Consider the following 18,858-nt stretch of genomic DNA (forward strand, 5'->3'; position numbering starts at 1 on the left):
AAGTAAATGAAGAAAAGGTAAAGGGAGGTTCATCAGTTGAACATCTTCAATATTGCAGTTATGCATATTAAAAGAGATTTCAGAGACGTAAGAACTTTAGTTTTTATGTTAGCATTTCCGGTTGTACTTATGCTTGTGTTAGGAACAGCGTTAACGAATGCATTTGATAGCGATAGTCAAGCGATTAAAGATATACAAGTGCTCTACAAAGATGAAGCGAGTAGCACATTTTCTCAATCGTTCGAAGCATTTACGAAAGAAGTCGATAAATCGGGTATTCATTTTAAAAAAGCTTCCGAAGGTATAGATGGGAAAGAAGAAGTGAAGCAAAATAAATATGCCGCTTATGTAGAGTTAAATAAAGATGGTGCAAAATTGTACGGAAGTGACAAAAGTAGTATTGAGGGGAGTATTGTGGAAGGAATGCTTACAACATTTGTTGATAAGTACAATGTAGCGGCCGAAGTTGCAAAAGTAGATCCTACTAAGGTGAGCACAGTTATTTCAAACGGAAATCATAATGATTATATAAAAGAAACATCCTTACAAGCTACGAAAAAACCAGGTTCCATGGATTACTATGCGGTTGTAATGACAACGATGATTGCATTATATGCTGCAATGGGAGCGAGTTCTTTAATCCGAGGAGAACGCATACGTAAAACAGGAGATCGTCTCATTGCTGCACCTATAAGTAAAGCTGAAATATTTATTGGAAAAGTACTTGGTAGCCTAGTAGCGAACGCACTTTGCGTATTACTTGTCATGTTATTTAGTAAATTTGTATTTCAAGCGAATTGGGGCGACCACCTTGGAATCATATTTATTATTTTATTAACACAAGTCTTTCTAGCAATTAGCTTCGGTTTAGGGATCGGGTATATTACGAAAACAGCTGAATCATCGAGAGCAATTATTCTTGTTGTTATACAGTTAGCTTCTATTTTTGGTGGTGCATACTTCGTAGTAGAAGAAAATTTAGTTACGAACTTATCACCATTAACGTGGGCAAACACAGCTGTCATGAAAATTATTTATGCAAACGATGTAGGAGCGACACTGCCAGTAATATGTTTAAATCTTGGGATTTCAGCACTCTTTTTATTAATTGCAATTATTGCATTACGTAGACGGGAGGGGCTATAGTATGAAAGATATTTTATGGCTCATACAAAAAACGCTATCTGTCCTTTTGAAAAATAAAAAAGGGTTATTCATTATTATTAGTTTGCCGATAATCGGAACACTCATCTCTTTTTCGATATACGGAAATGCGGGGCAAGGCACGTTAAATATCGGGATTGTAAATAAGGAAAATGAGCTGATAGCAAATGATACGATAAAGTTCTTAGAAGGATTAAATCATGTGAAAGTGAGTAAGGTTAAGGAGTCGGAAGTAGAAGATAAACTCACTTCCAAAAAACTTGATGGAGTTATTACATTACATTCTGGTTTTTCAAAAAGTGTTCGAGAAGGGAAACCTAATCATATCGAGATTGCATCGATTAAAGGTGATCAAGTAACAGTATTTATAAAATCATATTTATATAACTATATTGATAATGTAGCAGCTATTAGTAAAGTAGCAGGAACAGATCAAAGTACATTTGATACTATGTACGCAGGGTATCAAAAAAGTGCATTTAAGATGAAAACTGAAACGCTAGAAGATACTTCGAAAAATAAAGATATGACAAACCAAACGATGGGTTACCTTATTATGTTTATGCTGTTTTCAGCAGCGAACTTATCAGGTTCTATTTTAAAAGAAAAAGAAAATAGAACGTACTTTAGACTCTTATCAACACCGATAGATGGGAAGAGATTTATATTATCTAATGTCGGAGTAAATATGATGATGTTAACAGTACAAATTCTAATTACAACCCTATTCCTAACGAATGTTTTTCATACGAATATCAATATGCCTTTCATAGTGATGATTGGCGTACTCATGCTATTTGCTTTAATAGCGATTGGAATATCATTAGTTCTTGTTGCTTTTTCGAAAAACTCAGCATCGGCAAATACGATGCAAAATCTGGTCATTGTACCAACTTGTTTACTTGCCGGATGTTATTTTCCATATGACATTATGCCAAAAGCGGTACAAAAAGTAGCTGATTTCCTTCCGCAGCGTTGGTTGCTAGACACGATAGCAAAACTACAGCAAGGAATCCCATTTTCAGAGTTGTATGTAAACATTTTAATCTTATTCGCCTTTGCGGTAGCATTCTTCTTAATTGCTATTTATAAGTTTGGAAGAAATAATGATGCGAGAAACTTTGTTTAATATGAAAAGGGTGTGACGTTAAGTCACATCCTTTTTTGTATGAAGCATGAAATCTGAATTTGAATGCCAAAATAGAAGGGTGGAAAGAAAAATGAGCGGAAGGAAATCAAAATGATTAAAAAAATATTACGAGTTACTTCTATTATTATTGCTATTTTCGCTTTTATTTTAATTTGTATGCATATTGATGTTACTTTAGGTAGGAAAATGGAAACTGGGAAAAACATGCCAACAGAGTATGCACCTCATTATAGTGATTTTCAATTATATGTAGAAGGAAAGTCATTTTATAAACAGTTATTTACTGATATAAAAGAAGCGAAACAATCTATTTACACTTATTTTTTTATTTTATCGGATGATAAAAGCAGTCATACTTTTTTAAACTTATTAAAAGAAAAGGCAAGAGAAGGAGTAAACGTATATTTATCTGTCGATTTACTTAACGATTTATCATTTGAAAGAAAGATGAAAAAAGAATTACAGAAAAATGGTGTGCATTTTACATATAGTAGAAAACAGGAATTACCATTCGGGTTTTATTCCCTTCATCATCGTAATCATCGCCGAATTACAACAATTGATGGAGAGATTGGTTATACAGGTGGTTTTAATATAGGAGATGAGTACTTAGGGAAAGATAAACACTTTGGGTACTGGAGAGATTATCATGTACGGGTAAAAGGAGAAGGTGCAAAAGATTTAGAGGAACAATTTGCTTTAGATTGGAAACGAGATACGAAAGAAGATATAAAGAGAAGTACGAATAAAGCTAGTAAAGGGAATACATTACATACTATGGTTAGTTATAATGGGCATCACGTCGCTGAAAAATATTTAGATCTTATAAAACAAGCTCAGCACTCCATTGTAATTGCAACGCCGTATTTTATAGCGAAAAATGAAGAATCAATGAATGCTTTAATCGCAGCACAAAAGCGTGGTGTTACAGTAAAAATACTTTGGTCATATAAACCAGATCTACCTCTTATAAAAGAAGCGGCGTATCCATACATACGTCAAGCTGTTAATAATGGGATTACTGTATATGGTTATAAAAAAGGAATGTTCCATGGCAAATTAATGCTTATTGATAATGAATTAACCGTTATTGGCACAACAAACTTTACTTCGCGTAGCTTTAATATAAATGATGAAATGAATTTTTATATTCATGGTGGTCCTATTGTAGCGCAAGTTAATACAGTGTTAACAGAGGATTTTCGTGATTCGAAAGTAATGACGAAAGAGTTTTTTGAGAAGTTATCTTTTTGGGAGCGTTGTAAGGAGAAATTTGCGGGTTTGGTGGATTTTTATTTATAAAGTTTAAAGAAAAGGGGGTCTTTTATAGACACCCCTTTTTTATGAGAACTAATTACTTTTCATGCACAAGCAATGAAGCATCATCATTAATCAACGTCCCTACATGCTCCCCTAAACAAATTCGTTTCATCACTCCAGGCTCATCAAAGTTAAAGACATGTGCTGGTAAATTGTAGTCCCTGGCAAGCAGTAATGCTGCTTGATCCATGACTTGTATATTTTGTCTAACAACATCATTATAGTTTAGTTTGCTGTACATTTTTGCTGATTTATTATGCTTTGGATCACTTGTAAAGACGCCATCGACACCTTGTTTTGCGACTAATATGGCATCGCTATTCATTTCAATAGCTCTTTGTACGCTTGGATAATCTGTCGTCACGAACGGTTGCCCGTTTCCGCCTCCAAAGATAACGATATAGCCGTTATCTAAATGGTGGACTGCACGCAAGCGAATGTATGGTTCAGCTACTGCATTGAATGGAATGGACGTCATAACGCGTACTTCTCTATTTGTTTTACTTGTTAAAACACCGCGAAGCATTAAGCTGTTAATGATTGTACCTAGTGTACCGATATTATCAGCTTCTACGCGATCAATTCCCCACTCTTCAGCTAGATGCCCCCTAAAAATGTTACCGCCACCGATGACGATGGATACTTCGATATCCAAATCAACAATGGATAAAATTTCGTTTGCGATATGTTCTAATCGTTTGGAGTTAAAGCTATTTCCAGTTTGATCGGCAAGTGCACCGCCGCTTAATTTAATTAAGACACGTTTATATGACCTCATAACAATTCCCCCTATATAGATCGCAATAAAAAAGGAACAAAGGCGAATGCCTTTGTTCCTTTTTAAGAAAATGAAAAAGAAAAGAAGAAGATAGGACGAATTTTTTCACGTAACTTTTCATACCATCCACTCCTTTTCATTTTAATTTGTTTTAAGTATATATCTTTTTGATTATACGAAACAATCTGATTACTTATCAAGTTTATTTTATCGTTTTTTAACAAAATGGTGTCAATGAAAAAAAGAAGAAAAATATTTGAATTTTTTGTGACGAACTTGTAGGTTTTTGTATGATTTTGTAGGTTCGCTTATAAGATGTGTGAGTAGCTTTTATAAATTCAAATTGAAAGCGTTCGCATGAAGGGGATGAACATAAATGAAAAAATTCGGATTGGCAACACAAATTTTTGTCGCGCTTGTTTTAGGGATTGTAGTAGGGGCAGTCTTTTATGGCAATAAAACGGCGATTTCTTATATCACACCAATTGGGGATATATTTATTCACTTAATTAAGATGATTGTAGTACCAATTGTTATTTCAGCATTAATTGTTGCAGTAGCTGGTGTAGGAGATATGAAGAAGCTTGGGAAACTGGGTGGTAAGACAATTCTTTATTTTGAAATTATTACAACGATTGCTATTTTAATGGGATTACTTGCAGCGAATATATTCCAACCAGGTACTGGTGTTGATATGAGTAATTTACAGCAAAGTGATATTTCTTCTTATAAACAAACAGCAGATGCAACAGAGAAGAAAGGTTTTGCTGAGACAATTGTTCACATTGTACCGAAAAACGTATTTGAATCGATTGCACAAGGTGACCTATTACCGATTATATTCTTCTCAGTATTATTCGGTTTAGGAGTTGCGGCAATTGGGGAAAAAGGAAAGCCTGTCTTTAACTTCTTTGAAGGTGTACTCGAAGCGATGTTTTGGGTTACAAATCAAGTCATGAAATTTGCACCATTTGGTGTATTCGCCTTAATTGCGGTTACGGTTGCAAAATTTGGTGTAGCAACACTACTTCCTTTAGGAAAACTAGTGCTAGCTGTATACGTAACTGTTATACTATTCGTTGTGATTGTATTAGGTATTAATGCACGAATGGTTGGCGTAAACATTTTTACATTAATGAAAATTTTAAAAGAAGAACTAATTCTTTCATTTACGACAGCAAGTTCAGAAGCTGTTTTACCTAATATAATGAGAAAAATGGAAGAGTTCGGTTGTCCAAAGGCAGTTGCCTCTTTCGTAATTCCGACAGGTTATACATTTAACTTGACTGGATCGGCTATTTATCAAGCGTTAGCGGCATTGTTTGTTGCACAAATGTACGGTGTACACATGTCACTAACGGAGCAAATAACGTTATTATTCGTTCTCATGTTAACATCCAAAGGTATGGCGGGAGTTCCAGGTGCATCGTTCGTTGTTGTATTAGCAACGTTAGGTTCAATGGGGTTACCACTAGAAGGTATCGCGTTAATTGCGGGAATTGACCGCATTTTAGATATGATTCGCTCATCTGTCAATGTATTAGGAAATGCATTAGCGGCCATTGTTATGTCAAAGTGGGAAGGCGAATTCGATAATGAGAAAGCAAAACAATATGTAGAAACAGTCAAAGAAACAAAAGCAGCATAAGAAATCGTTAAGGAGTGAATAATCATGGCAACATTAACTGAAGTTAAAAATGGTGTTCGAATTGAAAAAGATTTTTTAGGTGAGAAAGAAGTACCAAACTATGCATACTACGGCGTACAAACAATGCGTGCAGTTGAAAACTTCCCAATTACAGGATACAAAATCCATGAAGGTTTAATTAGAGCGTTCGCAATTGTAAAAAAAGCAGCAGCGCTTGCTAATACAGATGTAGGAAGATTGGAATTGAACAAGGGTGGCGTGATCGCAGAAGCTGCTCAAGAAATTCTTGATGGAAAATGGCATGATCATTTCATCGTCGATCCAATTCAAGGCGGAGCAGGTACTTCAATGAATATGAACGCAAATGAAGTCATTGCCAATCGTGCTCTTGAATTATTAGGAATGGAAAAGGGAGACTATCATTATATTAGTCCAAATAGCCATGTAAATATGGCCCAATCAACAAATGATGCATTCCCAACGGCGATTCATATCGCAACGTTAAATGCATTAGAAGGCTTATTACAAACGATGGGTTATATGCATGATGTATTTGAATTAAAAGCAGAACAGTTTGACCATGTTATTAAAATGGGGCGTACACATTTACAAGATGCGGTGCCAATTCGTCTTGGACAAGAGTTTAAAGCATACTCTCGCGTACTTGAGCGTGATATGAAACGAATTCAACAATCGCGTCAACATTTATATGAAGTAAATATGGGGGCAACTGCAGTTGGTACAGGCTTAAATGCAGATCCAGAATATATTGAAGCAGTTGTAAAACATTTAGCTGCAATTAGTGAACTGCCACTTGTTGGTGCAGAAGACTTAGTAGATGCAACGCAAAATACGGATGCATACACAGAAGTATCAGCAGCACTGAAAGTATGTATGATGAATATGTCTAAAATTGCGAACGACCTTCGCTTAATGGCATCAGGTCCACGTGTTGGTTTAGCTGAAATTATGTTACCAGCTCGTCAACCAGGTTCTTCTATTATGCCAGGGAAAGTAAACCCTGTTATGCCAGAAGTTATTAACCAAATTGCGTTCCAAGTAATTGGTAATGACCATACAATTTGCCTTGCTTCAGAAGCAGGACAATTAGAATTAAACGTTATGGAACCAGTACTTGTTTTCAACTTACTTCAATCGATTAGCATTATGAATAACGGTTTCCGTGCCTTTACAGATAATTGCTTAAAAGGAATTGAAGCGAATGAAGATCGCTTAAAAGAGTATGTTGAGAAAAGTGTAGGAATTATTACAGCCGTGAACCCTCATATCGGTTATGAAGCAGCAGCTCGCGTTGCGAAAGAAGCAATTGCAACAGGCCAATCCGTTCGAGAACTTTGTGTGAAAAATGGTGTATTGTCACAAGAAGACTTAGAGTTAATTCTAGATCCATTCGAAATGACACACCCAGGGATTGCAGGAGCAACTCTTTTAAAGAAAAATTAAAAGAAGAGGGGGACAATCCCCTCTTTTTTGTTTACAATATAGAAATGCTATATATGAATAGAGGTAGGGATGTTATGAGCAAGTTTACAGTAGCTTCTAATGGTGCATTAGAAACAACATTAAGAGGAGCAGAAGTATTATCAACACCACTTTTAAATAAAGGGGTAGCTTTCACGCAAGAAGAGAGAGAAGAATTAGGTTTAAAAGGGTTATTACCGCCAGCAGTTTTAACATTAGAAGAACAAGCACGCCGAGCATACGAACAATTTAGTTCTCAGCCGGATGATTTATTAAAGAATGTATACTTAACTGCGTTACATGATCGAAATGAAGTATTATTTTATCGTATATTAACAGATCATTTACGTGAAATGTTACCGATTGTATATACACCAACTGTCGGTGTAGCAATTCAAAGATATAGTCATGAATATCGTAAACCACGTGGTGTTTATTTATCAATTAACGATCCATCAGGTATCGAAGAAGCATTTACGAATATCGGTGCAACAGCTGAGAACATTGATTTAGTCGTTGTAACAGATGGAGAAGGTATATTAGGAATTGGTGACTGGGGCGTTGGTGGTATTAACATCGCAATCGGAAAATTAGCTGTTTACACTGCTGCAGTTGGAATCGATCCTAGTCGTGTATTACCGGTAATTTTAGATGTAGGTACAAACCGTGAGGAGCTATTAAACAATCCATTTTATATTGGAAATCGTCACCCTCGTATAACAGGTGAAGCTTACGATGAATTTATTGATACGTTTGTACAAGCGGTAAACAAACAATTTCCGAAAGCACTTTTACATTGGGAAGACTTTAGCTCTCGTAACGCACGAAAAATTTTAGATAAATATCGTCATGATGTTTGTACGTTTAATGATGATATTCAAGGTACAGGTGCAGTTTCACTTGCGGCAGTATTATCGGCAGTGAAAGCTTCTGGTGTACCGCTAAGTGAACACCGTGTTGTTGTATTTGGTGCTGGTACGGCTGGAATCGGTATCGCAGATCAAGTTAGAGATGCGATGGTCCGCGTAGGCGTATCTGAAGAAGAATCATATAAGCGTTTCTGGTGTATTGATCGTAACGGGTTAGTTACAGATAATATGGAAGATCTTCTTGATTTCCAAATTCCGTACGCAAGAAAAGAAGCAGAAGTAAGTGAGTGGAAGCAAAATGATGTGATCGGACTTGCTGAAGTTGTGAAATATGTAAAACCGACAATTTTAATTGGTACATCTACTGTTGCAGGTGCATTTAAAGAAGAGATTATTAAAGAAATGGCTTCTCACGTAGAAAGACCAATCATTTTACCAATGTCGAATCCGACGCCACTTGCTGAAGCAAAACCAGCAGATTTAATCGAGTGGACAGAAGGAAGAGCGTTAGTTGCAACAGGAAGTCCATTTGAACCAGTTACATATAACGGTGTAACGTATGTGATTGGACAATCAAATAATGCACTTATTTTCCCAGGGCTTGGTCTTGGAACAATTGTAGTACGAGCAAGCGTCATGACGGATGGAATGTTCGCAGCAGCTGCTGAAGCAGTTGCAAGTATGGTAGATACAAGTCAGCCAGGAGCACCTATTTTACCAGAGGTCGAAGAATTACGTAATATCTCAGAAATGGTTGCAATTGAAGTAGCTAAAGTTGCAGTTGCAGAAGGTGTTGCAAGAGTGAACTTAAGTGATAACGATATTAAGATGGCAGTGAAAGAAGCAATGTGGAAGCCAGAGTATCGCCAAATAAAAGCGGTAGAAAAGGTTAGAATATAGAAAAAAAGCCCGTTTATAACAATAAGCGGGCTTTCGCTTTTACTACTGAAAAAAAGTATAGGAAGTGTCACCTTTGAATTGGAATCAATTATGGAAGAAAGATATGTCCCTTTTAATTATATTAATGGTCGTTGTTCCGATTGCTGGGGAGCTGAACTTTCATCCCTTTAATGATACGTTTCGAGTTAGCTTCGGTACACCGCTATTCTTCTTTTTATTATTATTTTTAAGAAGAGTACCAGCAGGAGTTGCAGGTATTCTTGTTGGGATATCTGTAGTCTTATTCCGAGTATGCCTTGACTGGATCATGCAAGGTTCATTTCATATGACAGAATCATTTTATTTGCGTTATCCTGTGTTCTTCTATTATTTTATTTATGGCAGTCTTTTTTCGCTTTGCAGGGTAAATAAGTTCCATCAGAAACCAATCATTATTGGATGCCTTGGAATTTCAATTGAAATTGTTGCAAGTATGTCAGAACTTGCGTTTTATCACATGTTAGTACTAGGTACAACAATAACGATTTCTGAAGTAAATAAACTCATCATTATTGCTATTTTTCGTAGTTTCTTTGCACTTGGTTTTTTAAATATGATGAATTTATATGAAACGAAATTAAAAGAATCGCAAGTTCGAAAAGAAAATGAAAATATGTTAATGCATCTTTCTAATTTATATGTAGAATCTGTTCATTTGAAAAAGACGTTACAAAATGCGGAGTTAATTACACAAGAAGCATATCAACTATATCGAAATTTACAAGTAAGCGCTGATTCAAGTAGTAAAACAGCATTGAAAATAGCAGGGGAAGTGCATGAAATAAAAAAGGATAATCAAAGGATATTTGCAGGGTTATCTAAACTGTTATTAGATAAAAATGTGGCTGAATATGTAGAAGGACATGAGTTAGCAGAAATGATTGTTAGAATAAACGAGAAGTATGCCGAAATGCTAGAAAAGGATATACGTTTTTCTAAACATATAGAAGGTGAGCATGCTGCATACCACGTGTATACAGTTCTATCAATCTTTAATAACTTAGTTTCGAATGCAGTTGAAGCAATTGAAGATAAAGGTGTCGTTATTATTAAGCTATATAAAAGAGAGCAACATATATTTTTTGAAGTAATTGACGATGGACCTGGTATTGCACAAAAGTATAAGAAATTAGTATTTAAGCCAGGATTTACTTCCAAGTATGATCAAACGGGAACACCGTCAACTGGTATTGGGCTTTCTTACATAAATGAAATGGTAACAGAGCTAGGCGGAGAAGTGAGATTAGAAGACCGAGAAAATAAAAGAGGATGTAAGTTTATCGTTTGTTTACCAGAGGATAGTTTAAAGCGGGAAGGGGAATAGATTTGTTTTATTATATCGTAGACGATGATGAAGTTTTCCGTTCGATGCTTTCGCAAATTATTGAAGATGGAGACCTTGGAGAAGTAATTGGTGAGGCGGATGACGGAGCTTTTATTGAAGCGGATCAACTAAATTTTAAAAAAGTAGATATTTTATTTATTGATTTGTTGATGCCGATGAGGGACGGAATTGAAACAGTTCGTCACATTGCGTCAACTTTCACTGGGAAAATCATTATGATTTCTCAAGTGGAATCGAAGCAGCTTATAGGTGAGGCATATACACTTGGTGTAGAATATTATATTACAAAACCATTAAACAAAATCGAAGTTGTATCTGTTGTACGCAAAGTGATGGAGCGTATTAGATTGGAGCGTTCTATACATGATATTCAAAAATCATTAAATAACGTGTTTCAGTGGGAAAAACCGCAATTGCGTACTGAACCAGTGCAAGAAGGAAAAAAGATAGGAGATTTAGGGCGCTTTTTACTATCAGAACTCGGTATTGCGGGAGAGAATGGAAGTAAAGATTTACTTAGTATGCTGGAATATTTATATGGTCAAGAAAAGGCACAGACATTTGAGTTTGGCTTTCCTGCGTTAAAAGAAATTTTTCATCATATTACGATAAGGAAGCTAGGGGATTTAGCTTTAGATGCGGATATTGATAAAGAGAAAAAAGCGTCTGAACAAAGAGTACGTCGAGCTATTTATCAGTCGTTAAATCATTTGGCTTCTTTAGGATTAACAGACTTTTCAAATCCAAAATTTGAAAGCTATGCTCCAAAATTTTTCGATTTCACCGTAGTTAGAAAACGTATGACAGAAATGACGAAAGATGAACTCGCATCTTCTGGTCATACGCGAATTAATACGAAGAAGTTTATTCAAGTGTTGTATTTTGAGGCGAAGAGGTTGATGGAGATAGAGTGAAGAAGATGCTTATAAATAAGCATCTTTTTTGTTAAATCAACATTTTATATTTTCTCGTGGAGCATGTAAAATGTTAAGTAAGAGAAAATGGTTTTATATTAAGGAAGTGTCAAAGCGATGAGTTTCACATTGAATAAATCGATTATTAAAGAAGTGTGCGGAGAGACCTCATATAAAAGAGGTGAAGCCTATTATAAATCAAATAAAGTGATAATAAATCATTATGATGAAAATAAAGAAATTTGCGAGGCGACAGTAAAAGGGAACGAGGATTTCCATGTTACAGTAGAAAAAGCTAAAAAGGGTGATGTTGTTGCAAAATGTAGTTGTCCTTCATTAGCGTCTTTTCAAACGTACTGTCAACATGTTGCAGCAGTATTAATACAAATAAACTATAATCAACAAACAGGTGGAATGAGTTCCACTAGTAACAGAAATGATCAATTGACAAGTGGTATGTTTCAGCTGTTTGCAGACAAACCACTGAGGCCAAAAAGTAAACAACACCGTTTTGATACACGTGAAATATTAGATATTGAGTTTATATGTACACCAGTAGCTACGAGAAGTGGAGGGGCTCTTCTTGGAATTCAATTGAAACTTGCCAAAGTGTATTTCATAAATCATATTAGAGAATTTCTTTCTAAGGTGGAGAAAAGAGAGTCTTTTCATTGTTCAAATGAATTTACATATACACCAGATGTACATAGTTTTAAACAAGAAACGGATGCGATTATTCAGCAGCTCATTAAAATGTATCATAACGAAAAAATGTATGAAGATACGCTAGAAGTACATGCGAAACAAGATGAAAGTATGATATTTATACCACCAGCTTCATGGAAAGATATGCTCTCTTCACTTTCTAAAGTTGAATATGTACAGCTGAAACAAAATGAACAACTGTTTCAGGGATTACAAGTTTCAAAAGGATTGTTGCCGTTACACTTTGAATTTACGAAGGGAAATAATGGTGGATTTACACTTCATATAGATGGTCTAAATCGTGTACAAGTTATGGATATGTATAACAATGCACTTTACGATGGGAAATTATATCACTTACATATTGAAGATTGTATGCGACTTATTGAATTACAAAAGATGATGAGTCGTTCAAATAGTAATCAGTTTTATATTCCAGAAAGTAAGATGGAACATTTCGTCTCGAAAGTTGTACCAGGATTAATGAAGCTCGGAACTGTACACATTGATGAAGTAATATCGGATCGTGTTGAAACCCCTTCGCTAAAAGCGAAATTGTATTTAGACCGCGTGAAAAATCGCTTATTAGCAGGTCTTGAATTTCACTATGGGAACGTCATGATTAATCCGCTAGAAGAGGATGGACAGCCGTCTGTTTTTAATCGTGATGAGAAAAAGGAAAAAGAGATTTTAGACATTATGAGTGAAAGTGCTTTTGCAAAAACAGAAGGCGGTTACTTTATGCATAATGAAGAAGCTGAGTATAACTTTTTATATCACGTCGTGCCAACATTAAAAGGTTTAGTTGATATTTATGCGACGACAGCAATCAAATTGCGAATTAGTAAAGGGGATGCAGTTCCTCTTATTACAGTGAGAAGAAAAGAAAGAATTGATTGGTTGTCATTTCGTTTTGATATAAAAGGAATACCAGAAGCAGAAATTAAAGGTGTATTAGCGGCCCTTGAAGAGAAACGTAAATATTATCGATTGGCGAACGGTTCGTTTTTATCCCTAGAGAGTAAAGAGTTTAATGAAATTAATCAGTTTATAAAAGAATCAGGTATTCGGAAAGAATTTTTACATGGAGAAGAGGTAAATGTTCCACTTATTCGGAGTGTAAAATGGATGAATGGACTTCATGAAGGCAATGTTTTAAGTTTGGATGATTCTGTTCAAGAGTTAGTAGAAAACATTCAAAACCCGAAAAAATTAAAATTTGCTGTGCCAAATACTTTAAATGCAGAAATGAGAAAGTATCAAGTATATGGGTTCGAATGGATGAAAACACTTGCTCATTACCGTTTTGGAGGTATTTTAGCAGATGATATGGGACTTGGAAAAACGTTGCAAAGCATTGCTTTTATAGATTCTGTTTTGCCTGAGATTCGAGAAAAGAAACTGCCTATATTAGTCGTTTCACCATCATCTCTTGTTTATAATTGGTTTAGTGAATTGAAAAAATTCGCCCCGCATATTAGAGCAGTTATTGCAGATGGAATTCAAGCAGAGCGCCGGAAAATTTTGAAAGATATAACGGAATTTGATGTCGTAATTACGTCATATCCATTATTGAGAAGAGATATAAGATTGTATGCAAGACCATTTCATACACTATTCCTTGATGAAGCGCAGGCGTTTAAAAACCCTACAACGCAAACGGCAAGAGCTGTGAAAATAATTCAAGCTGAATACCGTTTTGGGCTAACGGGTACACCTGTAGAAAATTCATTAGAAGAGCTATGGTCTATCTTCCATGTCGTCTTCCCGGAATTATTACCAGGAAGAAAAGAGTTCGGTGATTTAAGGCGTGAAGATATAGCGAAGCGAGTGAAACCATTCGTATTAAGACGATTAAAAGGGGACGTATTAAATGAGTTGCCAGAGAAAATAGAGCACTTACAATCATCGGAGTTATTACCCGATCAAAAGAGTCTTTATGCTGCTTATTTAGCGAAGTTAAGGGAAGAAACGTTAAAGCATTTAGACAAAGATACGTTACGTAAAAATAAAATTAGAATTTTAGCTGGTTTAACGAGATTGCGACAAATTTGTTGTCATCCTGCTTTATTTGTTGATGATTACAAAGGAAGTTCAGCTAAATTTGAACAACTGTTAGAGATTTTAGAGGAATGTAGAAGCACAGGAAAGAGAATATTAATTTTTTCTCAATTTACGAAGATGCTTTCCATTATTGGTCGTGAGTTAAATCGCCAAGCAATTCCATACTTTTATTTAGACGGGAGTACACCAGCGCAGGAACGTGTAGAGCTATGCGATCGGTTTAACGAAGGAGAAGGGAATCTATTTCTCATTTCTTTAAAAGCTGGTGGTACCGGACTTAATTTAACTGGTGCAGATACAGTAATATTATACGATTTATGGTGGAATCCAGCTGTTGAACAACAAGCGGCCGATAGAGCGTATCGAATGGGACAAAAAAATACAGTGCAAGTTATAAAGCTAGTAGCCCACGGAACAATTGAGGAGAAAATGCATGAACTGCAAGAAAGTAAGAAAAATTTAATCGCTGAAGTGATTGAGCCGGGAGAAGAGAAATTGTCCTCAATCACAGAGGAAGAAATTCGAGATATTTTAATGATTTAATATAAAAAAGCTATGCCTTCAAATTTATGAGGGCATAGCTTTTTTGTTGTAATAATTATATTTTGTTTTGTATAAAGCAAAGAAATCAAATGTTATTTAAATTACTTCTTTGTACCTTTACTTTTGTATGGTTTGGCAGCTGCCTTTTTCTTTGCACTTGATTGCCAACGGTTCCATCCTTTACTTCCTGTACCTTGTCCTACACCTTTTTTCGGTTTTGCTTTCGTTTTACTCATATGATCACTCCGTTATATAAAAATCTTATTTGATAATAGTCAATGATTTAGAAAATACTCTTTATAAATGACTATGATTACTTTAAGTAAAAATAAACTGCTTGAATGCTATAGTATATCATGAAATTGCAAGTAAACTGAAAGGAATTATAAAGAAAATGAAAATAATAAGAAATACTGCGGATTCTATATTCCGAACGATCACATTAATTGTTGTGTATACGTTAGTTTCGGTCAGTGAAACATTTTTTGGATTGACGAGGCAGAAAAAGTAAAGATGTTAAATTAACAACAATCAATAAAGCCGTAAAATAAAGAATTGAAAAATATTTTAAAACTTTTTGTTGACTTTCTTTATTTTTTGTATAGAATAATCATTAATAAAATGTTTCAGAGATGTGACAACAAAACGACTATGAAAGGACGAGTAGTAGTAGGACGTAGTTTAAGCGAGTCAGGGGTGGTGTGAGCCTGATACGAAGCCTATTATGAAGAACCTCCTGGAGTTGCTAACCGAAATCCTTTATAGGAAAGTAGACTTAGCCGGGAACTTCGCCGTTACAAGAAGAACAGTATCGAGATATTTCATCTCCGTATTGTATAAGTGAGCAACCTCTGTTGCTAATTTGGGTGGTACCGCGGAACCAAAGCCTTTCGTCCCAGTTTTTTGGGAAAGAAGGGCTTTTTTGTTGGCTTCTTTTCACAACATCCAAACATTTTAGGAGGAAACCACCATGTATCAATCATTAATGACAGTAAGAGAGACTCAAATCGCAATTAAGGAAGTTAAAACATTTTTCGAGGACCAATTAGCAAAACGTCTTGAACTATTCCGCGTATCTGCACCATTATTCGTAACGAAAAAATCAGGATTAAACGATCACCTAAACGGTGTAGAACGTCCAATTGAATTTGATATGTTACATTCAGGAGAAGAATTAGAAATTGTTCATTCACTAGCGAAATGGAAACGATTTGCATTACATGAATACGGATATGAAGCTGGTGAAGGTTTATATACAAACATGAACGCGATTCGTCGTGATGAAGAACTTGATGCAACGCATTCCATTTACGTTGACCAATGGGATTGGGAAAAAATCGTTCAAAAAGAATGGCGTACTGTCGATTACTTACAAAAAACAGTACAAACAATTTATGGAATATTCAAAGATTTAGAAGATCACTTATTTGAAAAATATCCGTTCCTTGGAAAGTATTTACCGGAAGAAATTGTTTTCGTTACTTCTCAAGAATTAGAAGATAAATATCCAGAATTAACACCGAAAGATCGTGAACATGCAATTGCAAAAGAACATGGTGCAGTTTTCATTATCGGAATTGGTGATGCACTTCGTTCAGGTGAAAAGCACGATGGACGCGCAGCTGATTATGACGATTGGAAATTAAACGGTGACATTTTATTCTGGCACCCAGTACTACAATCTTCATTTGAATTATCATCAATGGGAATTCGTGTTGATAGTAAATCACTTGATGAGCAGTTAACGAAAACTGGTGAAGACTTCAAACGTGAGTATGATTTCCATAAAGGTATACTAGAAGACGTACTACCATTAACAATCGGCGGTGGTATTGGACAATCAAGAATGTGCATGTACTTCTTACGTAAAGCACATATCGGTGAAGTTCAATCTTCTGTATGGCCTGACGATTTACGTGCAGCTTGTAAAAAAGAAAACATTCATCTGTTTTAATAGAAGTGAGGGAATAGCTTAAATATAGAGCTATTCCCTCTTTTTTATAAAACGTCACTTGCTTATTTATTACCGAGTTCTTCCGCTAAACCGATTAAAATTCCTTCGACTCCACGAATGTAGCAGAGACGATACGAGTTCTCGTATTGAACTACTTCGCCAACGAGCTCTGCACCATGCTTAGTGAGTCTGGATACCATTTCGTCAATGTCTTCAACGGTGAACATGACGCGTAGATAACCGAGGGCGTTTACAGGAGTATTTCGGTGATCTGATATAGTAGGTGGGGTGAGAAATCGCGAAAGTTCAATTCGGCTGTGGCCATCTGGAGTGACCATCATAGCAATCTCTACGCACTGAGAGCCGAGTCCAGTTACGCGACCAGCCCATTCACCTTCGACAGTGGCTCGCCCTTCGAGGTTCAAGCCAATCTCCTCGAAGAAAGAGATTGCGTTATCAAGGGATTCTACAACGATGCTGACATTGTCCATTCGTAGTAATTTGTTTTTTGCCATAGTCTTATCTCCTTATGTATAAAAGTTTATTATTTAATCATCCTCATAATTATACTACTAAGTAGTTACAAATTCCTTTCAGTCAAAAACACCTTGTCATAGTATATGAAAAGGTGACAAGGTGTTTTTTTATATGTCATATAGCATCTTGTTAACGAACAGCATTTTATTTAATAGGAAGGAAGTAGATTAATATGATTTTTTTATAAGCGTTACTGAAAATATCAAATTAGCTCATTTGCACTAAAGGCTCAATTTTCGCCATAAATGATTGATGCAACGCCTCAACACCTGTTACTAAATGAAGGCGGTCAATAACGACAGACACTTTAATTTCTGATGTACTTACCATTTTAATATGAATATTTTCTTCTTTTAAAGTAGTGAACATATTTGCAGCGACACCAGGGTTAGATACCATGCCAGATCCTACGATTGATACTTTTGCTAAGTGATTTTCATGTTCTACAGATTCGTAGTGAAGAGTTTCTTGATTTTGTTCCAAAACTTTTAAAGTTTCTCTTAAATCATTCGAGTGAATGGAGAAGGAGAGATGTACAGTTCCTTCATTTGTAATACTTTGAATGATGATATCTACATTAATGTGTGCTGCTGCTAATGTAGAGAAAACTGTTGAAAGCGAGCCTTGTTCTAGTCCTTTAATTGTGACACGTGTAATGTTATCCTCAAATGCAATACCTTTAACGATTGATTGTTGTTCCATGTTACATTCTCCTTTTACAATTGTTCCGTTTTCTTGTTCCATACTTGAGCGAACTTCTAAAACTACGTTATGATTTTTAGCAAACTCAACAGCGCGTGGGTGTAATACGCCAGCACCGAGATTAGCAAGCTCTAACATTTCGTCATAAGAAATTTCATCTAATTTGTAAGCATCTTTTACAACTCGTGGGTCCGTCGTATATACGCCTGTCACATCCGTATAAATATCACATTTTTTTGCTTTAAGTGCAGCGGCTAGTGCGACAGCAGTCGTATCAGAACCACCACGGCCAAGCGTTGTAATTTCATTTGCTACACTTATACCTTGGAAACCAGCTACGATAACAATCGTGCCTTCAGCAAGATAAGATTGAATACGATCTGTATGAATGTCAGTAATCCGTGCACTACTATGTACAGATTCTGTCGTAATACCAGCTTGCCATCCTGTTAATGAAATTGCATGATAGCCTTTTGCTTGCAGTGCCATTGTTAATAATGAAATAGTTACTTGTTCTCCTGTAGATAGAAGCATATCCATTTCACGTTTACTTGGATTTTCTGTAATAGCGTTAGCGAGTGCGACAAGTTGATCCGTACTTTTTCCCATTGCTGAAACGACAGAGACAACGCTATGACCTCGTTCATATTCTTCAATAATTAAATTTGCTACATGTTGAATGCGTTCGACGCTTCCGACAGAAGTGCCACCAAATTTTTGAACAATTGTTTCCATTACAAATTC

At 35.7% G+C, this 18,858-nt stretch carries 14 protein-coding genes and 1 other annotated feature; of the genes, 10 read left to right on the forward strand and 4 right to left on the reverse strand.

Annotation, left to right across the window (positions count from 1 at the left end):
• Nucleotides 1-36 precede the first annotated feature (36 nt).
• From ACTFRH_RS05145 to ACTFRH_RS05155, 3 genes are all read left to right on the forward strand, one after another.
• Nucleotides 37-1,146, forward strand: coding sequence for an ABC transporter permease (locus ACTFRH_RS05145; protein WP_001020191.1), 1,110 nt, complete (start codon nucleotides 37-39; stop codon nucleotides 1,144-1,146).
• A 1-nt stretch (nucleotide 1,147) separates the two neighbouring features.
• Complete coding sequence (locus ACTFRH_RS05150) at nucleotides 1,148-2,293, forward strand: ABC transporter permease (RefSeq protein WP_000651851.1); 1,146 nt, start codon at nucleotides 1,148-1,150, stop codon at nucleotides 2,291-2,293.
• Nucleotides 2,294-2,404: 111 nt separating this feature from the next.
• Nucleotides 2,405-3,616, forward strand: coding sequence for a phospholipase D-like domain-containing protein (locus ACTFRH_RS05155; protein WP_000591910.1), 1,212 nt, complete (start codon nucleotides 2,405-2,407; stop codon nucleotides 3,614-3,616).
• 52 nt (nucleotides 3,617-3,668) lie between these two features.
• On the opposite strand, the gene pyrH is transcribed toward ACTFRH_RS05155, so the two are convergent.
• On the reverse strand, nucleotides 3,669-4,412 hold the full coding sequence (gene pyrH, locus ACTFRH_RS05160) for a UMP kinase (protein WP_001258266.1): 744 nt from the start codon (nucleotides 4,410-4,412) through the stop codon (nucleotides 3,669-3,671).
• Nucleotides 4,413-4,788: 376 nt separating this feature from the next.
• On the opposite strand from pyrH, the gene ACTFRH_RS05165 reads away from it, so the two are divergent.
• The 6 genes from ACTFRH_RS05165 (at nucleotide 4,789) to ACTFRH_RS05190 (ending at nucleotide 14,921) form a co-directional block, all read left to right on the forward strand.
• Complete coding sequence (locus ACTFRH_RS05165; protein ID WP_000713293.1) at nucleotides 4,789-6,060, forward strand: cation:dicarboxylate symporter family transporter; 1,272 nt, start codon at nucleotides 4,789-4,791, stop codon at nucleotides 6,058-6,060.
• A gap of 24 nt (nucleotides 6,061-6,084) precedes the next feature.
• Nucleotides 6,085-7,524 (forward strand): aspartate ammonia-lyase, encoded by a 1,440-nt coding sequence (gene aspA, locus ACTFRH_RS05170; RefSeq protein ID WP_000224200.1) that lies wholly within the window; start codon nucleotides 6,085-6,087, stop codon nucleotides 7,522-7,524.
• 74 nt (nucleotides 7,525-7,598) lie between these two features.
• Complete coding sequence (malS, locus tag ACTFRH_RS05175; protein WP_033703526.1) at nucleotides 7,599-9,311, forward strand: oxaloacetate-decarboxylating malate dehydrogenase; 1,713 nt, start codon at nucleotides 7,599-7,601, stop codon at nucleotides 9,309-9,311.
• A 64-nt stretch (nucleotides 9,312-9,375) separates the two neighbouring features.
• The gene (locus ACTFRH_RS05180) at nucleotides 9,376-10,674 is read left to right on the forward strand and encodes a sensor histidine kinase (protein ID WP_080345681.1); all 1,299 of its coding nucleotides are present in this window, start codon (nucleotides 9,376-9,378) and stop codon (nucleotides 10,672-10,674) included.
• Nucleotides 10,675-10,676: 2 nt separating this feature from the next.
• A complete protein-coding gene (locus ACTFRH_RS05185) occupies nucleotides 10,677-11,609 on the forward strand; it encodes a response regulator (RefSeq protein WP_000500301.1) in 933 nt (310 codons plus the stop codon).
• Nucleotides 11,610-11,726: 117 nt separating this feature from the next.
• Nucleotides 11,727-14,921: a DEAD/DEAH box helicase gene (locus ACTFRH_RS05190; RefSeq protein ID WP_000011057.1), complete on the forward strand. Its 3,195-nt coding sequence runs from the start codon at nucleotides 11,727-11,729 to the stop codon at nucleotides 14,919-14,921.
• A gap of 101 nt (nucleotides 14,922-15,022) precedes the next feature.
• On the opposite strand, the gene ACTFRH_RS05195 is transcribed toward ACTFRH_RS05190, so the two are convergent.
• Nucleotides 15,023-15,157: a DUF3934 domain-containing protein gene (locus tag ACTFRH_RS05195; protein WP_000047588.1), complete on the reverse strand. Its 135-nt coding sequence runs from the start codon at nucleotides 15,155-15,157 to the stop codon at nucleotides 15,023-15,025.
• A gap of 406 nt (nucleotides 15,158-15,563) precedes the next feature.
• Nucleotides 15,564-15,822 (forward strand) — a binding site (T-box leader).
• Nucleotides 15,823-15,891: 69 nt separating this feature from the next.
• Between ACTFRH_RS05195 and asnA the strand changes: the two genes are divergently transcribed.
• A complete protein-coding gene (asnA, locus tag ACTFRH_RS05200) occupies nucleotides 15,892-16,875 on the forward strand; it encodes an aspartate--ammonia ligase (protein ID WP_000284914.1) in 984 nt (327 codons plus the stop codon).
• 62 nt (nucleotides 16,876-16,937) lie between these two features.
• On the opposite strand, the gene ACTFRH_RS05205 is transcribed toward asnA, so the two are convergent.
• Together ACTFRH_RS05205 and ACTFRH_RS05210 are read right to left on the reverse strand one after the other, a co-directional pair.
• Complete coding sequence (locus ACTFRH_RS05205; protein WP_001107266.1) at nucleotides 16,938-17,390, reverse strand: VOC family protein; 453 nt, start codon at nucleotides 17,388-17,390, stop codon at nucleotides 16,938-16,940.
• Between the two features lie 229 nt (nucleotides 17,391-17,619).
• Nucleotides 17,620-18,849, reverse strand: coding sequence for an aspartate kinase (locus ACTFRH_RS05210; RefSeq protein ID WP_000448071.1), 1,230 nt, complete (start codon nucleotides 18,847-18,849; stop codon nucleotides 17,620-17,622).
• Between the last annotated feature and the right edge of the window lie 9 nt (nucleotides 18,850-18,858).

This window comes from Bacillus cereus group sp. MYBK216-1 (genome assembly GCF_051916495.1).
Taxonomy (GTDB): Bacteria; Bacillota; Bacilli; order Bacillales; family Bacillaceae_G; genus Bacillus_A; species Bacillus_A thuringiensis_K.

Excerpts from the sequence above, each read along its gene's own strand:
- ACTFRH_RS05165 (WP_000713293.1), top strand. The coding sequence starts at position 4,789 with ATGAAAAAATTCGGATTGGCAACACAAATTTTTGTCGCGCTTGTTTTA.
- ACTFRH_RS05205 (WP_001107266.1), bottom strand. The coding sequence starts at position 17,390 with ATGGCAAAAAACAAATTACTACGAATGGACAATGTCAGCATCGTTGTA.
- asnA (WP_000284914.1), top strand. The coding sequence starts at position 15,892 with ATGTATCAATCATTAATGACAGTAAGAGAGACTCAAATCGCAATTAAG.
- ACTFRH_RS05155 (WP_000591910.1), top strand. The coding sequence starts at position 2,405 with ATGATTAAAAAAATATTACGAGTTACTTCTATTATTATTGCTATTTTC.
- ACTFRH_RS05210 (WP_000448071.1), bottom strand. The coding sequence starts at position 18,849 with ATGGAAACAATTGTTCAAAAATTTGGTGGCACTTCTGTCGGAAGCGTC.
- aspA (WP_000224200.1), top strand. The coding sequence starts at position 6,085 with ATGGCAACATTAACTGAAGTTAAAAATGGTGTTCGAATTGAAAAAGAT.
- malS (WP_033703526.1), top strand. The coding sequence starts at position 7,599 with ATGAGCAAGTTTACAGTAGCTTCTAATGGTGCATTAGAAACAACATTA.
- ACTFRH_RS05150 (WP_000651851.1), top strand. The coding sequence starts at position 1,148 with ATGAAAGATATTTTATGGCTCATACAAAAAACGCTATCTGTCCTTTTG.
- pyrH (WP_001258266.1), bottom strand. The coding sequence starts at position 4,412 with ATGAGGTCATATAAACGTGTCTTAATTAAATTAAGCGGCGGTGCACTT.
- ACTFRH_RS05190 (WP_000011057.1), top strand. The coding sequence starts at position 11,727 with ATGAGTTTCACATTGAATAAATCGATTATTAAAGAAGTGTGCGGAGAG.
- ACTFRH_RS05195 (WP_000047588.1), bottom strand. The coding sequence starts at position 15,157 with ATGAGTAAAACGAAAGCAAAACCGAAAAAAGGTGTAGGACAAGGTACA.